The organism is Bifidobacterium sp. UTBIF-78, from assembly GCF_006408945.1.
Classification (GTDB): Bacteria; Actinomycetota; Actinomycetes; order Actinomycetales; family Bifidobacteriaceae; genus Bifidobacterium; species Bifidobacterium myosotis.
In genome coordinates this window covers 1-18,579 of record NZ_JFAO01000060.1, presented here as the reverse complement: position 1 = coordinate 18,579, position 18,579 = coordinate 1, and the positions used below count along the sequence as shown (strand labels likewise).

Genomic DNA, 18,579 nt, shown 5'->3' with positions numbered 1-18,579 from the left:
GAACACACGAACAAGCGCAAATCAGGCGCACGAAGAACAGCCCAAATCGTTGCAACGACAGGCTTCCACCGGCGTGTCGCAAACCCCGCAAACCCGCTAACACCATCAGTGTAAAACCGCAACCGGCCCACACACCAGCAAAAAACACCACTGCAACAGCACGTCCCACAACAATTCCGTATCCAGACACCACCCGTTCACTCACATCCACACACCCGCATCAGATCGTCACTCCCAAACGATCAACGACCCCTCCAACAGCAACAATCCCAGACGGAAAGCATCGCCCTGCACGCAATCACATCCATGCAACGACCACAGACTTATCCCAAATAGATGCCGACCCACGCGAAAGGCGCATCCCTCACTGCGGGAATCAATGGGATGCGAGGGCGATGGTCTTGTCGGCGGCGGGCGCATCCCGCACCGCAGGGAATCAACACTTGCCAAATTCCGCACAAGCGTCACAATCCCGACCGCACAGAGGAATTATGATGGGGAGCTATATGCGTGCACCCATGAGCAGCAGTGTGGAACGATATCAGAGGAGCCATCGGCGGGCCGTGCATGCGCGCCCTCATGGAAAGCAGAGAAGTCCCGCAAACCGCAAATGCCCGAGTAGGGCGCAACGTCGGCGTTGCCGAACAAGGATGACCAATGAACGAACTCGATAAATGCATGGCAGGCGAAATCTACGACTGCCATGATCCCATCTTCCTCGACTACAAGAACACAGCCAGGAACTTGCTGGGCGAATACAACCGGCTTCCCTATGATGCAAAGGCGCGCAAACGCGAAATTCTTGAATCACTGTTTGGCGAAATTGGCGAGAATGTCTCAGTCGGACTGCCGTTCATCTGCGATTACGGACGGAACATCCATATCGGCAATAACGTATCCGTCAACATGAACTGCACATTCGTGGATTGCAACACTATCACCATCGGATCGGATACGCTGATCGCGTCGAACGTGCAGTTGTACACGGCTACGCATCCGGTGGAACTCGCAGATCGGCTCGTCGAGGATTGGCAGCCGGGCAATGCACACTATCGTTGGAATACCTACGCACGACCGATCCACATCGGGCAAGGATGTTGGCTGGGCGGCGGAGTCATTGTGCTCCCTGGCGTAACCATAGGTGACGGTACTGTGATTGGCGCCGGCGCAGTCGTCACGCACGATATCCCCGCGAATGTGGTCGCAGTCGGCAATCCCTGCCATGTGCTGCGTCCGATCAATGGTTCCGACCATGGTTCTGATTGCCCCGCAGCTTGACGACAAGTCGCGACAGCGATTCGAAAACGAATGCCACAGGGAACCGCCCTGTCGCATCATGGCCACAACACATTCGTATCGACATCGCGCATGCTGCCCCAACGAAGAAAGCCACAGTTAGACTGCTGTGCATCGTGATACGATTCGCTTCGTAACCTTTGGTTTACGGCGGTAAGCCGCTATCCACGACAAGGCCCGATGCTCCAGCACCGGGCCTTGTTGCTACGCGAATCGCAAAGCAGAATACGAAAGGGTCCCAGGCAATCGACCCGGAACCCTTAACGGCGGACAGAGCGAGATTCGAACTCGCGGAGGGTTGCCCCCTCAACGGTTTTCAAGACCGTCTCTTTAGACCGCTCAGACATCTGTCCTTGTGTGCGCATCGGCCCGAAATCGTATAAAACCAATCAGGCTGACAACGCACGACGTTCAATTATACAGATACGACACCCTTTTCGTCCGATTAGGACGATATTGGGCAAAATCGTGTCTTACCGCTCCCGCTCGTACGGAAACGGGAATCACGCCTCCCACTTAGTCGGCTCGATGACTTCCTTGCCACCCATGTACGGACGCATGGCCTGCGGAATCTCGATGGAGCCGTCCTTCTGCTGGTGGTTCTCCAGGATGGCGACCAGCCAACGGGTGGTGGCCAGCGTGCCGTTCAACGTGGAGACCGCACGGGTGGAGCCGTCCTCGGTGCGCTCACGGATGTTGAGACGACGAGCCTGGTACTCGGTGCAGTTGGAGGTGGAGGTCAGCTCGCGGTAGCGGCCCTGAGTCGGCACCCACGCCTCGCAGTCGAACTTACGGGCGGCGGAGGAACCGAGATCGCCGGCGGCGGTGTCAATGATGCGGTACGGCACCTCGACCTTGGCGAGCATCTCCTGCTCCATCTCCAGCAGGTGCTGGTGCTCGGCGTAGGAGTTCTCCTGCTTGGCGTATACGAACATCTCCACCTTGTCGAACTGGTGGACGCGGATGATGCCGGAGGTGTCCTTGCCGGCGGCGCCGGCCTCACGGCGGTAGCAGGAGCTCCAGCCGCAGTAGCGCAGCGGGCCGTTGGACAGGTCCAGAATCTCGTTCTCGTGCATGCCGGCGAGCGCCACTTCGGACGTGCCGACGAGGTACTGGTCGTCGGGCTCGCGCAGGCGGTAAATCTCATCGGCGTGGGAGTTGAGGAAGCCGGTGCCGGCCATGACCTCGGGACGCACCAGCGTCGGGGTGATGGCGAGCACGAAGCCGTGCTGCTCGGCCTGGTCCACGGCCATGGTGAGCATGGCGATCTGCATGCGGGCCACAGCACCGCGCAGGAAGTAGAAGCGAGAGCCACCGACCTTGACGCCGCGGCGCATGTCGATGCCGGCCACGTTGGTGCCGAGGGTCAGATGATCCTTCGGTTCGAAGCCCTCGGCCGCGAAGTCGCGAATCTGGCCGACCTTCTTGACCACGACATAGTCGTCCTCGCCGCCTTCCGGAGCCTCCGGCTCGACGATGTTGGACAGCTTCCACATGGCGGTGGTGTATTCCTCGGCAGCGGCGTCGGCCTTGGACTTGTACTCGGCCACCTTGGCGGCAAGTTCCTTGGTCTGGGCGATGAGCGCGGCCTTCTGATCGGCCGGGGCGGCGGCCACCTGCTTGCCGATCTCCTTCTGCTGGGCGCGGGCCTCCTCGAAGGCCTTCAGCGACTCACGACGCACGGTGTCGGAGGACAGCACCTCATCGACGAGTTCCACGGACTCGCCACGCTTGCGCTGGGATTCCTTGACGATATCGGCGTGCTCACGAATGAATTGAATATCAAGCATGGGCCTAACACTACCGCCGCAAGCCGACACGCGGCAATCCTCCGGCTGGCCCGTGGACCGGCCACTCGTTCAACGTGCACAAACTGTTCATGTTCACACGTTTTCTTCAGACGGCACCCAGTCCGACGGTAACAATAGGAATCATGTCTCAGCCTGTCCTCACCGCGCTCATCGTCGTTGTTGTTGTCCTCGTGATCGTGGCCATTGTCGCCGCCGTGCTGGCCGCACGCGCGCACCGCCGCCGCAAGCTGGCGGAATCGTTGGACAAGCGGCGTGACGACGAGGTGCAGTACGCCTTCATCATCAACCCCTCCAAGCCTCAGGCGGAGGCCGAGCGGCTGCATATCCAGGAATTCTGCGCGGCCAAAGGCCTTGACCGCATCCGCTTCTACGACACCCAGCTCGACAAGGACGGGCGCGCCTGCGCTAAGGAGGCGCTGGCGGACGGCGCCGACGTGGTCATCGCAGTGGGAGGCGACGGCACCGTGCGCACGGTGGCGAGCGCCGTTTCGGGCACCGGCCACGCCCTCGGCATCATCCCGATCGGCACCGGCAACCTGTTCGCCCGCAACATGGGCATTCCGGTGGATGACATCGATGCGGCGCTGACCGTGGCCACCTCCCACGGCTCACGTCTGGTGGATATGGGGCGACTCTGGCTGCTTGACCATCCTGAGGACGACCACGGCCATGCGTTCCTCATCATCGCAGGCATCGGTTTCGACGCGGCCATGATCGACGACACCGATCCCGCTTTGAAAGCCAACATCAGCTGGCTCGCCTATTTCGTGGGCGGTTTCAAGAACCTGTTCGCCCCGAAATACCGGGCCAATCTGACCATCACCAGTCCCGATGGCTCCTCGCACTCCATCCGCAATCTCGACTTCCGTACAATCATGGCCGGCAATTGCGGCCAGATTCCTGTATTCTCCCTGATGCCGGCCGCCTCATATGACGACGGCATCCTCGACTTCGAAATCATCGACACCACTGGCGGCATCCTTGGTTGGGCGAATCTGTTCGGCGATGTCGTGCATCAGACGCTCATCGGCAAGCCTGAACAAAACCCGCTCTCCACGAACTCGACCATGGAGCAGATACAGGGGCTTACCGCTGAAGTCACGCTGGAGAAGCCGGCTAAGGCGCAGGTGGACGGCGACATGCTGCCCGAGACGCGCCACATCCGCTTCTCGGTGGACCGTCGCGCGCTTATTGTCCGCGTGCCGGCGTCCACGCTCTCCTCTCTGGAGAAGACCGCGCAGATCGCGGCGGCGAACGCCACGGCCGATTTCGCCGAAACCACGGCACTGCTGGAGCCGATCCGCTGAAAATCCCATGTCAGCGTCCCACGAGCGCTCCACTTGCGCCTTCCGCGGTTAAACCGTCGAAGTCACAGCACATCACGCAGCCTGGCGTCGGCGAGCGCCAACGCGGATTGACGGGCTTCCGTCGCTGAACGCGCGTTGAGCGCTGCCTGTGCCATGCGTTGGCAATCAGCCAGACTGTGCAGTCGCAACGCGGACCGTACAGCGGCCGCCTTCCGCCAAGCCATCGACAGCGACCGTATGCCGAATCCCGCAAACACCAGTGCCAGCAGAGGATCGCCCGCAGCTTCGCCGCACACACCCACCGGCTTCCCGGCTACCAGACCGCCCTCGACGGCCATCCGTATCATGCGCAGCGTTGCGGGCTGCCATGGATCGAGCAGGTCGGACAGGCTGCCGTCAAGCCGATCGGCGGCCATCGTGTATTGCGCCAGATCATTGGTGCCGATTGACGCGAAATCCGCCACGGCGAGCAATGACGCGGATTGCACGGCGGCGGCCGGCGTTTCGATCATGATGCCGGCATACGGCAGCCCTGCCGCATGCGCTTTGTCCACGAACCATTGCGTCTCCTGCACGGTCGTGACCATCGGGGCCATCACCTTCAGACAATTCCCCGAGGCCCGATATGCATCGGCAAGCGCCGCGAGCTGCGTATCGAGAAGATCCTCGCGCCGCATGCCCAAGCGTATGCCCCGCACACCGAGCGCCGGGTTGGTCATGGCCGACGCTTCGCCACCGCCGCTCCGTGCGAAGGCAAGCGGCTTATCGGCGCCGGCATCGAACGTGCGGACCACCGCCGACCGGCCGTCGAACGCATGGCCCGCCCGGGTATACGCTTCGGCCTGCTCAGCCTCCGTCGGCGCCTGCGAACGGTTCAGGAACAGGAATTCGCTACGCAGCAGGCCGATGCCATCAACGCCGGCCAGGGCGGCCTCCTCCGCTTCGGCCGGAGTACCGACGTTGGCATTCAGCAGTATTCGGCATCCATCAGCGGTCATGGCGATGGCTCCATCAACCTCGGCGACTCCACCGGCATAAGCATCGGCAGCTCCACCATGGAGCAACGCCTTCCGCTGAGCGGCGCGTCCGGCGGCACGATCAAGGTCGGCGGCATCGGGATTGACGACCACCTCTCCAGTGCCGCCGTCGAGGACAATCCAGCTGTCATCGTCTGCCGCTTCCAGCACACCAGACGCCCGCACCACGGCCGGAATGCCACGCTCGGCGGCCAGAATGGCGGTATGGCCGGTCGTCCCGCCCTCTTCCAGCACCAGTCCGCGCACTACAGCAGGGTCCAATGCGGCGGCATCGGCGGGTGCCAGATCACGGGCGACAAGAATCACCGGAATGTCGCTCACGGCATCGCGCTGGGATCCCGCGCCCGACATTCCTCGCAATTCGGCGATGAGACGGCTTCGGATATCGTTGAGATCGGTGATTCGTTCGGCCATCATGCCACCGGCCTTGCTGAAGCGCTCGATGTATCCGTCCACGGCGTTGGCCACGGCATGGGTCACGCCATCGCCGGACGACAGGCGTTTCATGATGGCTTTGTCCAATCCGCGATCCTCGGCCAACTGTGCGCCGGCCGCGAGCATGGCACGGGTCGTGTCATCGGCCGCCTGCAGGGACCGTTCCCTCAGCGAGGAAGCGACGGCGGCCATCGCCGCACGTACACGCATCATATCCGACTGTGGATCCACGCACGCCGGCTCCCCCTCGTCAACGCCCGGCGACTCATGCATCAGTCGCGCACAGCCGTATGCCACGCCAGAGGAAACCCCGATGCCCTGCAACACACGACGTTCGTCGCCGTTCATCTGTGCGACCGCCATCAGGCTCCCCATCAAACTCCACCGACGGCATCAACGGCATCGAAATCACGGGCGAGCATCGCGGCGAGTCCATCCAGCTTCGTCCCAATGGCCTCGACGGTGGCATCTGCGGCACCCGCGCCGGCGCCCGCACCGGCTTTCCCCTCATCGACGCCGATGGTCACCGTCTCCCCTCCGGCGATGCCGAGCGCCATGATGTCCAAGGCGCTGGCGGCATCCGCCTCCTCGCCGTCATGCCAAAGCACCACGTCCAGTCCGGTCTGTTCCACGGCTGTGGCGAACATGGCGGCCGGGCGCGCATGCAGCCCCATGGCACTGCCCACCGTTACCGTTCGGGTAATCATCGCGCCTCCTGTCTGTGATTGTTCTGTCTGCGATTGGCCTGACTGCGATCGACCCGGCCGTCCTCGGTCCGCTTGCCGCCGGCATGACTCCCGTCATCCGATCCGGCGCCAGCCCGCTCGGCATCGGCGGTGACTCGGGCCACATGCATCGCCAGATAGGCGACTTCGTCCTCGCTGATATCCGCGTCGAGTCGCAGCTCCAGCAATGATCGGATGGTGCTCGCGCAACGTACGGCCTTGGGATAGGCGGCACGAATCGCCTCGATGATGGGCGCCGGCTCGCCATCCAGCTGACGATGCTGGTGCACCCGGATGAACAGGTAGCGCAGATGGGTGATGAATCGGCCCACATTCACCGATTCGCGATCCAGCACCAGCCCGTACGTCTGTTCGATGATGTCAAGCATTTGTTGAATGACGCCGGTCATCGTATAGGTATAGGTCAGGTCTCCGGTGGCGAACCCGGCATTCACCAGATGCATGGCCAGCGAGGTCGCCTCGCCGTCCGGCAAAGGGGTGTCAAGCCGCGCGTTGATTGCGGCAAGCAGCGACCGCCCCTGCCCATATTCGCGCGGATAGAGGTTGCGCACCTCGCCGATCAGCGGGTAGATCATGTCGATGCCACGCCGCCGTCGTTCGACCGCGCCGGCGATATGGTCGGAAAGCGCCAACACCAGCGTGGCGCTGGCGCTCTGATGCTCGTCCAGACCGGTCTCCTTCATGGCGTCGACCACCAGACGAATGGTTTCCGGAGCGATGTCCGCAAGCATCTGCGCGAGATGGTCCGGGTCCCGGCCGTCCGACGGCACGAAGGTCCGCACGATCTTCGATTCATCCACCGATTGGCCCGGTTTGGCCTGGAATCCCAAGCCACGGCCCGTGAGAATCACTTCGCCGCCGTTGCCGTCTTTGGCCAACACGACGTTGTTGTTGAAGACCCTCAGTATCTCCACGGCGTCCTCCTTTCACCGCCTGCATCGCCTTCCCCGGCGCCATTATCACCGCTCCACATCGATGATAGGATCACCGACCCGCACGACTCTGGCTTGGCGATCCGACACGTCGGATTCCCTCTGATTCCGGTTCCCTGCGCCGAGTGGCGTCCCGTTTCCGGAGGCGACCAGCAATGGCGTGACCGACTCCATCGCAGCGCTGTTCACCACGGTGACCACGACCACCATGCTGCGGCCGGACCCGACAACCGCATGGCGATCGACCTGCATCACTGGCTCACCCGCCTGCACCGCATCGCCTTTGCCCACCTGCAGCACGAAACCTTCGCCATCCATATCGGCGGTGTCCAAGCCGACATGCACCAATACCTCGACGTTGTCATCGGTTTTGATGCCGAATGCATGCCCCGTTCTGGCCACGGTTTTCAGCATACCGGCAACCGGTGCGTATACCGTCATCATGCCGTCGCGACCACTCGGCATCACACCGATGCCCTCGCCCAATGCCTTGGATGCGAATACCGGGTCACCGATCGTGTCCAGGCCGACCAGCGTACCGTCCACCGGCGCGAATACGGCATGGGAGGACTGCGCCTTGGATGCCCCTGCACCCGAATCGGCCAGCGTGCCGTCGCACGGCTCCGCACCTGGTATCGGAGCATCCGGCAATGCCGCATCATGCACGGCGCCATCGGCGGATCGGCCCGGTTTCACGGAGGACACGGCATTCTGCGGGGTTCGGTAATCGAACATGACCACCAGCGTCATCGCCACCACGAACGCGATCGCGATGGACGACGCATATACCCACGCCCTGTCGAACACGGGAATCGTCAACAGCGACGAGAACGCAAAGGCGGTGGTCGTCACCCCGTGCACGGTCTGGCCGTCCGGCAGCACGGACGGGAACAGGCTGCCCAGCACCGCACTGGACACGCCTCCGGCCGCGCACCCGGCAAGCAGCCACCGGTAGATGCGGCGATGCTGCAGATGAATACCGTACAGACTGAGTTCCGAGACACCGCCCAGCAGTCCCGCCAGCAGAGCGCTCAACGCAGTCTGGCGCATGGCCGAGTCCCGGTCGCGGACGGCGAGCACCAGCACGCCCGCAGTCGCACCGAAGCACGCGAAGTTCCATACGCCCATCGGACCTTGCACGAAGTCATAACCCAATGTCTGGATGTTCACGAGCATCAGGGCGTTCAGTGGCCAATGCAGGCCCAACGGCACCAAAAACGGGTACAGCATCGGGATGAGCAGCGCGAACAGGAACGGCACATGCGCATCCAGCCAGGCCGTGCCGGCGCTCAGCCCATCGCCGATCCACACGCCGAAGGGCCCGATGAGCAGCACCGTGAGCAGATAGACGGTCACCAGCGAAAGGAACGGCACGAACACCAGCTGCACACTGCTTGCAATCACCCGCGAAAGCCCGTGATACACCAACGCGAGCGCGACGGCCATCAGCAACGGTACGATGAGGTTCCCGCTGTAGTCGCGAATCGGGAGGGCCACGCCGAACGCGGTGACCCCTCCAGTGACTCCGGCAAGGCGCGGCGCCATCAAGGCCGCCATGATCGCGCCGCCGAGCCACGGATCGACATTGAGCTTGCGGGAGGCGTTGCAGGCGACCATCACCGGAAGCAGCATGAACATGCCCTCCCATATCGCCTTCAGCAGATTCCATCCCTGTGTAGCGTCGCCGGACGGCATACCGCCAAACGCCACCATCACATTGGCCAGGGCGATGACCATCGAGGCGCCGAGCAGCACTCCAAGCAACGGACGGAACGCGTCGGATACGTAATCGAGCGCGGCGCCCGCCCATGCGCGCGCGGACTTCGGCCAATGGCGGTGCTCGGGGGTGCCGGTCACAGACGTACCGGTCACAGACGTACCGGCCGCAGATATGCCGGCCGCAGACGCGTCAGCCGAGGCCAGTACAGCCATGACCGCCTCATACACCGATGCCACAGCGCCTCCGATGACGATCTGGCAACGTCCACCAGGACGGGAGAACGCACCCAACACCCCATCGATGGCCTCAATGCGGGCGAAGTCGGCATTGCGCTCGTCTGCGAGCGCAATGCGCAGGCGTGTGGCGCAATGCGTGACCTCCAGGATATTGCCGGGGCCGCCGAGGGCTTCGACTATCCGCATCGCCATCGACGTATTCCCCACGGCCAACTCCTCTCACGGTTGTCGCCATTGTCTCGCATACGCCATCACAGTATCGCGCTTCGGAGTGTCGCGGTCGAAAACGTCGTATCCTATGTTTCACACGTTGCGTAGCAGGGTTGTTACTTGGAAACGAGGCAAGACCTGGAGCGATGTGGAATTTGCGTATCCCATGGACGAATGTCCGTGGCGATATACCGATTCCACATTGTTCCAGGTCTTTTTTGTTGTCCGGGTACATCGATGATGTGTTCCTGCACGCAGCGCGCAAAGCCGCAGACGCAAGCACTGTCAATGACGATGAAAGGAACAGGACAATGACGACGGCAGCAACATCACCCACATCGACCCAGACCGCAGCAGACGCGACAAACGCCGTGGCGAGCGAAGCGGCGAACGCCATCGAGAAGATCGAGGCCATGGAATCCCGCGGCTTCTCTTCCCGATTCCCGCTCAACAGCTCGTTCATCTTCACCTTCGGCGCGCTCGGTGGCATGCTGTTCGGCTTCGATACCGGCATCATCTCCGGCGCCTCCCCGCTCATCGAGTCCGACTTCGCCCTGAGCGTCTCCCAGACCGGTTTCATCACTTCGTCCGTGCTGATCGGCTCGTGCGCCGGCGCGCTGTCCATCGGCGCGCTGTCCGACCGGTTCGGCCGTAAGAAACTGCTCATCGTGTCCGCCATCCTGTTCCTGATCGGTTCGAGCATGTGCGCCATGTCCACCGGCTTCCTGATGATGGTCGCCGCGCGCATCATCCTCGGCCTCGCCGTCGGCGCGGCGTCCGCACTGACACCGGCCTACCTCGCCGAGCTCGCACCGAAGGAGCACCGCGGGTCGCTGTCCACGCTGTTCCAGCTCATGATCACCTTCGGCATCCTGCTGGCATACGCCTCCAACCTCGGTTTCCTCGGTCACAACCTGCTCGGCGTGCGCGATTGGCGTTGGATGCTCGGCTCGGCGCTCGTGCCGGCGGCGCTGCTGCTGATCGGCGGCCTGCTGCTGCCGGAATCCCCGCGCTATCTGGTGAACAAGGGAGACGAGCGCAACGCGTTCAAGGTGCTCACCCTCATCCGCAAGGACGTCGACCAGACGCAGGTGCAGCTCGAACTCGACGAGATCAAGGCCGTGGCCGCGCAGGACACCAAGGGCGGCGTGCGCGAGCTGTTCCGCATCGCGCGTCCGGCACTGGTGGCCGCCGTGGGCATCATGCTCTTCCAGCAGCTCGTGGGTATCAACTCGGTCATCTATTTCCTGCCCCAGGTGTTCATCAAGGGCTTCGGCTTCCCTGAAAACGATGCTATCTGGGTGTCTGTGGGCATCGGCGTGGTGAACTTCGTCTCCACCATCGTGGCCACCCTGATCATGGACAAGTTCCCGCGCAAGACGATGCTGATCTTCGGCTCCGTAGTGATGACCGTCTCGCTCGCCATTCTCGCCGTTATGAACTTCGTGGGCGACGTAGCCGTGCTCGCCATTCCGACCATGATCCTCATCGCCTTCTACATCCTCGGTTTCGCCATCTCCTGGGGCCCGATCGCATGGGTGCTCATCGGCGAGATCTTCCCGCTGTCGGTGCGAGGAATCGGCTCCTCCTTCGGCTCGGCGGCCAACTGGCTGGGCAACTTCATCGTCTCCCAGTTCTTCCTCATGCTGCTCGCCGCATTCGGCAACAACGTGGGTGGCCCATTCGCCATCTTCGGCGTGTTCTCGCTGCTGTCCATCCCGTTCGTCATGCGGTTCGTGCCGGAAACCAAGGGCAAGTCGCTGGAGGAGATCGAAGCGGAGATGACCCACCGCTGACGGTCGGAAGCCGACAGTCGGAAGCCGACAGTCGGAAGCTGACAGTCGGAATGATTTGCAACAACCTTTCCGATGATGCGTTGACGGCAATGGCCGACGTTCGCGATTCCGCGGCGTCGGCCATTCTCATATAGTCAGTCATCGGTAGTCGATCATGCGATTGCGTCGGATTGCATGCGATCCGACGCAATCCCACGCAATCCGACGTCTCAAGCATGTCCCGCGCAGCGCCCAGGAACCCAACGAGATATGAATTTTGACCAAACAGCAGGAAAGATTGTATCTTTTTCGCACAAAAGTTGACAACTCTTAACATAATTCCACACGAAATCGCGGAAAACGTGGCAGAATAAGAGGCATGGTAGCAACAAATGCGGGCCTTCCCGCCACCCCAGCAGATCTGATCAACGTCGATGAGGTTATCGGCAAGTACTATGACCTCGTCCCCGATCCGTCCGTTCCCGAGCAGCGTGTCATCTTCGGCACCTCCGGCCACCGCGGTTCGTCCCTGAAGACCTCGTTCAACGAGGCCCACATCATCGCCATCACCCAGGCCATCGCCGAATACCGCAAGAAGGCCGGCGTGACCGGTCCGCTGTACCTCGGCTCCGACACCCACGCGCTGTCTGCCCCGGCCAAGAAGACCGCCATCGAGGTCCTCGTCGCCAACGGCGTGCACGTGCGCATCGACTCCCGCGACGACTTCGTGCCCACCCCGGTGGTCTCCCAGGCCATCCTGACGCACAACCGCGCGGCGGACGGCACCCAGCGCTTCGAGGGTGAGGGCCTGGCCGACGGCATCGTCGTCACGCCGTCCCACAACCCGCCCACCGACGGCGGCTTCAAGTACGACCCGGTGACCGGCGGCCCGGCCCCGGCCGATGTGACGAACGCCATCGCCGCCCGCGCCAACGAGCTGCTCGGCGACTTCAAGTCCGTCAAGCGCGTACCCTACGAGGAGGCCATCAAGTCCGAGTACGTCGAGGGCTTCGACTTCCGTGAGCACTACGTCTCCGACCTGGAGAACGTCATCGACTTCGACGTGATCCGCAACTCCGGCGTGCGTCTGGGCATCGACCCGCTCGGCGGCGCTTCCGTGAACTACTGGCCGCTCATCAATGAGAAGTACGGCCTGAACATCGGCGTGGTGCGCCCCGAGGTCGACCCGACCTGGCGCTTCATGACCATCGACCACGACGGCAAGATCCGCATGGACCCGTCCTCCCCGTACGCGATGAAGGGTCTGGTCGACGAGCTCAACGCCGGCGCCTGGGACAAGTACGACCTGGTCGGCGGCACCGACCCGGACGCGGACCGTCACGGCATCGTCTGCCCGAACTGGGGCGTGATGAACCCGAACCACTACATCGCCGTGTGCGTGGAGTACCTCTTCGGCGGCAACCGTCCGGGCTGGCCCAAGGGCGCGGCCGTCGGCAAGACGCTGGTCTCCTCCTCCCTGATCGACCGCGTGGCCGCTTCGATCAACGCGAAGGTCATCGAGGTGCCGGTCGGCTTCAAGTGGTTCGTCGATCCGCTGTTCTCCGGCGAGGTCGCGTTCGGCGGCGAGGAGAGCTCCGGCATGAGCTTCCTGCGCAAGGACGGCCGCGTGTGGACCACCGATAAGGACGGCCTGATCCCCGACCTGCTGGCCGCCGAGATCACCGCCAAGACCGGCAAGAACCCGGCCGAGCTGCACAAGGACCAGGTGGCCCGCTTCGGCGAATCCTGGTACAAGCGCGTGGACACCCCGACCACTCTCGAGCAGAAGCAGAAGTTCGCCAAGCTCACCGGCGACGACGTGACCGCCACCGAGCTGGCCGGCGAGGACATCACCGCCAAGCTCACCGAGGCTCCGGGCAACCACGCCAAGATCGGCGGCCTCAAGGTCACCACCAAGGACAACTGGTTCGCCGCCCGTCCTTCCGGCACCGAGAACATCTACAAGGTGTACGCCGAGTCCTTCGAGAGCCCCGAGGCCCTCGACAAGGTGCTCGACGAGGCCAAGCTCGTGGTCGACAAGGCCCTGAGCGAGTGAGGGTAACGCGCGCCTAGTGTGTATGGTGCGTCATGCACGGTCCGTGCGTGCTGGCGCCCCTCGTTCCGCAAGGTTTCCTACGGATATCCCCGAACCGCACCTCCGATTGTTGGACTGAAGTAATTCAGATTCAATGATTGGAGGTGCGGTTTTTCATGTGTGGGAATGCGTAGGGATCACAGGCGTCATTATGACGATGAGTTCACCGATGAGTTCATACGTGCCGTCGTCGGCGCGATTCACAAGGGTGCCGGCAAAGTCTTCCTCGCGGGAAACCTATGGCTCTGTTAAACCAGCTTTGGCATAAGAGGCGAATTGGTGGGGCGGGGTTCCTAGGAAATCACTCTAGGAAATCAACACATTCAGAACTATCGCTGATTAACCCATGTCAATTCTGGTTCAACAGAGCCAAACCTTGTGTTTTGGCCTGACTGAGCCGATCGTCACGCAGTGCATCGGTGCCGCCAACGCCCTCGCAGACCGTTTCATCATGACTGGCGACAGCCTCCGACGACTCCACCATACGTACCGCGTAACGCTCGACGCACAGCACCCCACTCGCACGGCGCACATCCCCCGTTCGCAATCACGGACGGCGAGCACAAGGGATGCACCCCGCGCACGCGACGTACACCCCTTTCTCCGCGCTCGGCCACGCGCGCAACACGCCATTTGCGGTACGATGCGTCGATTCAACGTTTTTCGAGCTGTCGTACCGCAGCAGTGCGCCCCGACAGCCGAAGCAAACGTTTTCAATCCATATCGGGGCAATACGCCTGTTCTAAAAACCGCGGAAACAAGCCATTCCTGACTCATGGGCGAAATCGACCACACTCAGCCCTGCGGTACGATACACGAAAAACGCGCGATTCCGCACATCGTACCGCGCCTTCTTGTACACAACACGCCAAAAAGAGCCTTCTGAGGATTTCGTACCGCAGCCATATGCCACGCATGCATCACGAGCATCACCCACCGCAGTCACAGTGCCGCATCGCACAGCGCTGCGCCACACTATAAGCGGCTCCGTATGGGACAAAACCTAGACACATTCCTCGTTTCTTAGGCAGGCCCCAAAACAGGACGGCACAACAAGGCAGGCATACGCGCAAGGCGCCGATAAATAGTTGACTGCGCCTAAGCAATGGAAACACACGGCCCTTACACGCCAAAATCGGAAGAGCCACTTAACTTCCCTCCGAATCGCTTCCATACACCGCGAATGCAGGAAAGATTGCACCGCATCCCTATCCAAGCATCTCCGCCCACCTTCGGAGAACCTCATTGGCTGAGTTCAGGTCGTCAGCGGACATGGTCTTCCCGCCTTGCCGACAATACCCCACTCCCCTGCGTCGACCTCAACTTCTTCGGCGCGACTCCTTCAATCGGCGCTCGGCCAGCTGCTCGATCGTCATCGCAATCACCCGAAACTCGAATACCGCGCCGCGACGGGCAAGCTCGCGCGCCACATTGAAGGCGAACTCGGCGCGCGCATCCTCATCGGCAAGGCTCGCGGCGGTGGCTACGAACACGGTCCACCGCCGACCAATCAGTCGGTCCCGTTTCTCCCGATCACGCCGCCACTGTGTCTTGCTCGTACGATGATGATCTCCATCGTATTCGACCGCGACTTTGTATTCCGGCCAGGCCATGTCCAACGTCATTGGGAAACCCGAGTCGAACAGTGCATCGGGAACCATATAGTTCACCGCAGGCTGAGGAATGCCATGTGACAACAGCGAGATTCGTTCCTCGGTTTCCTTCGGTGAATCCGCTCCGGGCACGACCAGATCCAATGCACGCAGACACCGAGACCGGCCCTTGAATCCCACGAGTCCGTTGATGCACGCGGCGAAATCGCGATGCACGGCCAGGATGTCACGATTGTTGGCCAGTGACGGCTGCTTCGCCGTGGCGGTGATGATGGCGTCACCAAGCACGACCAACGACTCGAGTGGAACATGCACCGCCATCTGCGCCCACACATGGAACAGATCCAATGCAAAGACATGCCGATTAATCCGAACCACGTTCTCATTGGTGACGTATCTCCATATATGGGTGCGCACTTCCTCGTTTCGAGCACGAATGCGCTTGTCCCGTGTGCTGCACACGGCATGTAACACCGACTGGTCAAGATTGCAGTCGGCCGGCAACGGCACGGACTGCAGCGCAAGAGACGTGGTCATGCCGAACAGCAGCCTACGGTCCAATCGTTTGGCGACTTCAGTGCAGCGCCGCGCAGTATCGCGTTTGCGCTGCGCAATGCTTTCACCCATCGCAGGGATTGGGCCGCTCGCACTCACGGACTCAGCGGCGCGCATAGGGGCACAGGTCACCTCCGATTCCTCAGGTGGCGGATCATGAAGCGAGATGGCAGGTGCGGCATAGGCATCATCATTGATTGCGGTACTCATGGGCTCACCGTAACGAACCGGCCGCAAAAAGGAAAGCCAAAACGGGGTATGTGGTTCCAGCTTCCGTTATGCAGGGTAAATGTGGATAACTTCGGTGACTCAGCGACCGTCTGACGGCACGGCAATCGTTGCGCATGGCGTGCGTTAGGGTGGAGCGCAGGACGACTGTTGCGCCGAAGGACGGCGATGCACGGCGATGCACGGCGATGCACCGGGCGATCCGAATGCAGCGCCGTCATGTGGACAATCGAGCGGATAATCCACAGGCAAGGTGAGCGAGCGCAGTCGCGCCCCTCGGAGGAGCTGTTCGCACTGACCGGAAAGTGAGTGAAACGTGACCATCACAGTATCGACGGACGGATCGGCACTGGGCAATCCGAACGGCCCGATGGGCTGGGCCTGGGCCGACCATGAGAAAAACGCCGGCGGCAAGCCCGGCCATGACCATGACGATCATGGATATGACGCCGGCGGAGCCACGAACGGCACCAACCAGATTGGCGAGCTGTGCGCGGTGCTCGAGGCGTTGCGCGCACACCCCGGCAGCGAGCCCCTGCTCATCGAATCCGATTCGCAGTACGCCATCAACTGCTCCACCACATGGGTGAAGGGCTGGAAGCGCAACGGCTGGAAGAACTCGCAGAAAAAGCCCGTGAAGAACGTGGAGCTCATCAAGGCGATCGACGCCGAGATCTCGCGCAGGCCCGGGCCGGTGAAGTTCAAGTGGGTCAAGGGGCATGCGGGCAACGCCGGCAACGAACTGGTCGACGAGCTGGCACGCACGTATGCCGGCGACTGCCGCTCGGGCGCGCGAGACGGCTACCTGCCCATCGAGGGATGGCAGTCACTGCTGCATTCCGAATACGCGCGCGGTACCGACGTGCCGCCGGACGTGCAGCTGGTGTTGGACGGCAATACCGACGCGGACAGTCTGCGTAAGCCGACGTTCGTGCAGGAATCGGCGCAGAAATCCGTGCAGCAGTCGGCTCATGACGCAGCCGGGCAGCCCCCCGCCGATACGGCATCGGGCGACAAGCAATCGTTGGCGGAGCTTCTGGCCGAGCCCGAGGGCGTGCCGGATCTGGATTTCGGGGATACCGGCAATGCCGAGAGCACTGGAGTCACCGATACTCCGAATCCCAGCCCCAATCCGAATCCCAAGCCCAATCCCAGCCCCAGCGGACTGACGGTGTCAGGCACGCTGACCTTCTCCCCCGCACCCAAGACCAGCCCGTACTTCAACGGCCAGCCAATGCCGATTTCCGGCACCATCACCATCACCGGATACGTGGACGGCGACGGCAATCTGACCATCACCGGCGTCCCCTTTATCCGGCGTTAGCCGGAAGCAACGCATCGTCAACCACCCGTTCGCCTACCATAATCGGACACGAAGGCACATATTCGCTCACCCGCGTTAGGATAGGAACCGGACTTCACAGCGTTACCGCATAGTGTGAAGCACGGATGGCAAAGGAGAATCGCATGGATAAGGCACAGCAGGATGCCCTCAAGAAGGCGGCCGGCATCGAGGCCGCCAAGCTCATCGAGAACGGCATGATCGCCGGCCTCGGCACCGGTTCCACCGTCAGGTTCCTGGTGGACGAACTAGGCCGTCGCGTCCAGGAGGAGGGCCTGCAGTTCACGGGCGTCACCACCTCCCGCCGCACGCAGGAGCAGGCCGAGGGCTACGGCATCAAGATCGTGGACATCGACGATGTGGACCACATCGACATCACCATCGACGGCGCCGACGAAGTGGACAAGAACTTCAACGGCATCAAGGGCGGCGGCGCGGCTCTGCTGTGGGAGAAGATTGTGGCCACCAACTCCAACAAGATCGTCTGGATCGTGGATGAGTCCAAGGTGGTGGACACCATCGGCAAGTTCCCGCTGCCGGTCGAGGTGATTCCGTTCGGCGCCGGCCATGTGGTCAAGAAGTTCGAGGCCAAGGGCTACAAGCCGGTGCTTCGTCTCGACGCCGAAGGCAAGGAGGTGCGCACCGACGAGAACAACTTCGTGGTGGACCTGCATCTGGATCGCATCGACCACCCGTACGAGCTGGCCGAGGATCTCATCAACACGGTCGGTGTGGTGGAGCACGGCCTGTTCCTCAACATGGTGGACAAGGTCATCGTCGGCGACCCGAACGGCCCGCGCGTGATGACCAACGCCAACAAGTGATCGACGGCTGCCGAACATCGGAGGCCGGGCGCCGGGTGAAGGATATCGAGGATATCGCCGCGTGCCGCTGGGCGTCCAGTAGTCTCCAGTAATTAGGTAATCGATTGAGTGCGGGCGATTCGGCGTTTCCGTAACGCGCGCCTGCACCGCTGTACGAGCCCGTTTCCGCTGTGGAATTCCATGATTCCTCTGGCGGAAACGGGCTCGTGTCGTTTTGGCGCAACGGCATGGTCATGGCGAGGGCTGGAACGAGACCTGTACGCCGGTGGTTGCACGGCAGTCACGGCTGAATCCGCCCCGGACTTATGTTCTGTTGGGTGTCCCACTCGCACACAGCGCCCTTGCGGTATCAAATGGGACGAAACATAAGTCAGCGACGGGGTTATGTTACGTTTCGTCCCGTTTTGAGGTGGGGGG

At 62.0% G+C, this 18,579-nt stretch carries 13 protein-coding genes and 1 tRNA gene; 6 read left to right on the top strand and 8 right to left on the bottom strand.

Annotation, left to right across the window (positions count from 1 at the left end; all coding sequences use genetic code 11):
• The coding region (locus BG22_RS10990) for a hypothetical protein (RefSeq protein WP_219846948.1) at window positions 1-205 on the bottom strand (205 nt) is incomplete at its 3' end.
• 452 nt (window positions 206-657) lie between these two features.
• Between BG22_RS10990 and BG22_RS11375 the strand changes: the two genes are divergently transcribed.
• On the top strand, window positions 658-1,278 hold the full coding sequence (locus BG22_RS11375) for a sugar O-acetyltransferase (RefSeq protein ID WP_140495265.1): 621 nt from the start codon (window positions 658-660) through the stop codon (window positions 1,276-1,278).
• Window positions 1,279-1,563: 285 nt separating this feature from the next.
• On the opposite strand, the gene BG22_RS10120 is transcribed toward BG22_RS11375, so the two are convergent.
• Window positions 1,564-1,649: transfer RNA gene (locus BG22_RS10120), tRNA-Ser, on the bottom strand.
• A gap of 150 nt (window positions 1,650-1,799) precedes the next feature.
• Window positions 1,800-3,086, bottom strand: a complete 1,287-nt coding sequence (gene serS / locus BG22_RS10115; RefSeq protein ID WP_094666776.1) for a serine--tRNA ligase — start codon at window positions 3,084-3,086, stop codon at window positions 1,800-1,802.
• Between the two features lie 143 nt (window positions 3,087-3,229).
• Here serS and BG22_RS10110 point away from each other — a divergent pair, with 143 nt between their 5' ends.
• Window positions 3,230-4,414: a diacylglycerol kinase family protein gene (locus tag BG22_RS10110; RefSeq protein WP_181163485.1), complete on the top strand. Its 1,185-nt coding sequence runs from the start codon at window positions 3,230-3,232 to the stop codon at window positions 4,412-4,414.
• 62 nt (window positions 4,415-4,476) lie between these two features.
• Here BG22_RS10110 and ptsP read toward each other — a convergent pair whose 3' ends face one another.
• The 4 genes from ptsP to BG22_RS10090 are packed head-to-tail and all read right to left on the bottom strand — an operon-like array spanning window position 4,477 to window position 9,712.
• The gene (gene ptsP, locus BG22_RS10105) at window positions 4,477-6,249 is read right to left on the bottom strand and encodes a phosphoenolpyruvate--protein phosphotransferase (RefSeq protein WP_258186338.1); all 1,773 of its coding nucleotides are present in this window, start codon (window positions 6,247-6,249) and stop codon (window positions 4,477-4,479) included.
• 11 nt (window positions 6,250-6,260) lie between these two features.
• The gene (locus tag BG22_RS10100) at window positions 6,261-6,593 is read right to left on the bottom strand and encodes an HPr family phosphocarrier protein (protein WP_140495261.1); all 333 of its coding nucleotides are present in this window, start codon (window positions 6,591-6,593) and stop codon (window positions 6,261-6,263) included.
• Entirely contained in the window at window positions 6,590-7,546 is a 957-nt protein-coding gene (locus tag BG22_RS10095; RefSeq protein WP_140495259.1) for a PRD domain-containing protein, read from the bottom strand. Before BG22_RS10095 ends, BG22_RS10100 begins: the two co-directional genes overlap by 4 nt.
• Before the next feature lie 45 nt (window positions 7,547-7,591).
• Entirely contained in the window at window positions 7,592-9,712 is a 2,121-nt protein-coding gene (locus tag BG22_RS10090; protein WP_140495267.1) for a glucose PTS transporter subunit IIA, read from the bottom strand.
• Window positions 9,713-10,041: 329 nt separating this feature from the next.
• Here BG22_RS10090 and BG22_RS10085 point away from each other — a divergent pair, with 329 nt between their 5' ends.
• Both BG22_RS10085 and pgm read left to right on the top strand, forming a co-directional pair.
• Window positions 10,042-11,526, top strand: coding sequence for a sugar porter family MFS transporter (locus BG22_RS10085; RefSeq protein WP_140495257.1), 1,485 nt, complete (start codon window positions 10,042-10,044; stop codon window positions 11,524-11,526).
• Between the two features lie 358 nt (window positions 11,527-11,884).
• The gene (pgm, locus tag BG22_RS10080) at window positions 11,885-13,561 is read left to right on the top strand and encodes a phosphoglucomutase (alpha-D-glucose-1,6-bisphosphate-dependent) (protein WP_140495256.1); all 1,677 of its coding nucleotides are present in this window, start codon (window positions 11,885-11,887) and stop codon (window positions 13,559-13,561) included.
• 1,358 nt (window positions 13,562-14,919) lie between these two features.
• On the opposite strand, the gene BG22_RS10075 is transcribed toward pgm, so the two are convergent.
• Window positions 14,920-15,978, bottom strand: a complete 1,059-nt coding sequence (locus BG22_RS10075; RefSeq protein ID WP_169834003.1) for a hypothetical protein — start codon at window positions 15,976-15,978, stop codon at window positions 14,920-14,922.
• A 388-nt stretch (window positions 15,979-16,366) separates the two neighbouring features.
• Between BG22_RS10075 and BG22_RS10070 the strand changes: the two genes are divergently transcribed.
• Both BG22_RS10070 and rpiA read left to right on the top strand, forming a co-directional pair.
• Window positions 16,367-17,320, top strand: coding sequence for a ribonuclease H (locus BG22_RS10070; protein ID WP_375137721.1), 954 nt, complete (start codon window positions 16,367-16,369; stop codon window positions 17,318-17,320).
• A 143-nt stretch (window positions 17,321-17,463) separates the two neighbouring features.
• A complete protein-coding gene (rpiA, locus tag BG22_RS10065; RefSeq protein WP_094666769.1) occupies window positions 17,464-18,162 on the top strand; it encodes a ribose-5-phosphate isomerase RpiA in 699 nt (232 codons plus the stop codon).
• Window positions 18,163-18,579: the final 417 nt, after the last annotated feature.

What these genes read in the sequence shown, in the direction of transcription:
- BG22_RS10100 (WP_140495261.1), bottom strand. Translation starts at nt 6,593, where the DNA reads ATGATTACCCGAACGGTAACGGTGGGCAGTGCCATGGGGCTGCATGCG.
- pgm (WP_140495256.1), top strand. Translation starts at nt 11,885, where the DNA reads ATGGTAGCAACAAATGCGGGCCTTCCCGCCACCCCAGCAGATCTGATC.
- BG22_RS10075 (WP_169834003.1), bottom strand. Translation starts at nt 15,978, where the DNA reads ATGAGTACCGCAATCAATGATGATGCCTATGCCGCACCTGCCATCTCG.
- ptsP (WP_258186338.1), bottom strand. Translation starts at nt 6,249, where the DNA reads ATGGCGGTCGCACAGATGAACGGCGACGAACGTCGTGTGTTGCAGGGC.
- BG22_RS10070 (WP_375137721.1), top strand. Translation starts at nt 16,367, where the DNA reads ATGGGCTGGGCCTGGGCCGACCATGAGAAAAACGCCGGCGGCAAGCCC.
- BG22_RS10090 (WP_140495267.1), bottom strand. Translation starts at nt 9,712, where the DNA reads ATGGCGATGCGGATAGTCGAAGCCCTCGGCGGCCCCGGCAATATCCTG.
- BG22_RS10110 (WP_181163485.1), top strand. Translation starts at nt 3,230, where the DNA reads ATGTCTCAGCCTGTCCTCACCGCGCTCATCGTCGTTGTTGTTGTCCTC.
- BG22_RS10085 (WP_140495257.1), top strand. Translation starts at nt 10,042, where the DNA reads ATGACGACGGCAGCAACATCACCCACATCGACCCAGACCGCAGCAGAC.
- rpiA (WP_094666769.1), top strand. Translation starts at nt 17,464, where the DNA reads ATGGATAAGGCACAGCAGGATGCCCTCAAGAAGGCGGCCGGCATCGAG.
- BG22_RS11375 (WP_140495265.1), top strand. Translation starts at nt 658, where the DNA reads ATGAACGAACTCGATAAATGCATGGCAGGCGAAATCTACGACTGCCAT.
- serS (WP_094666776.1), bottom strand. Translation starts at nt 3,086, where the DNA reads ATGCTTGATATTCAATTCATTCGTGAGCACGCCGATATCGTCAAGGAA.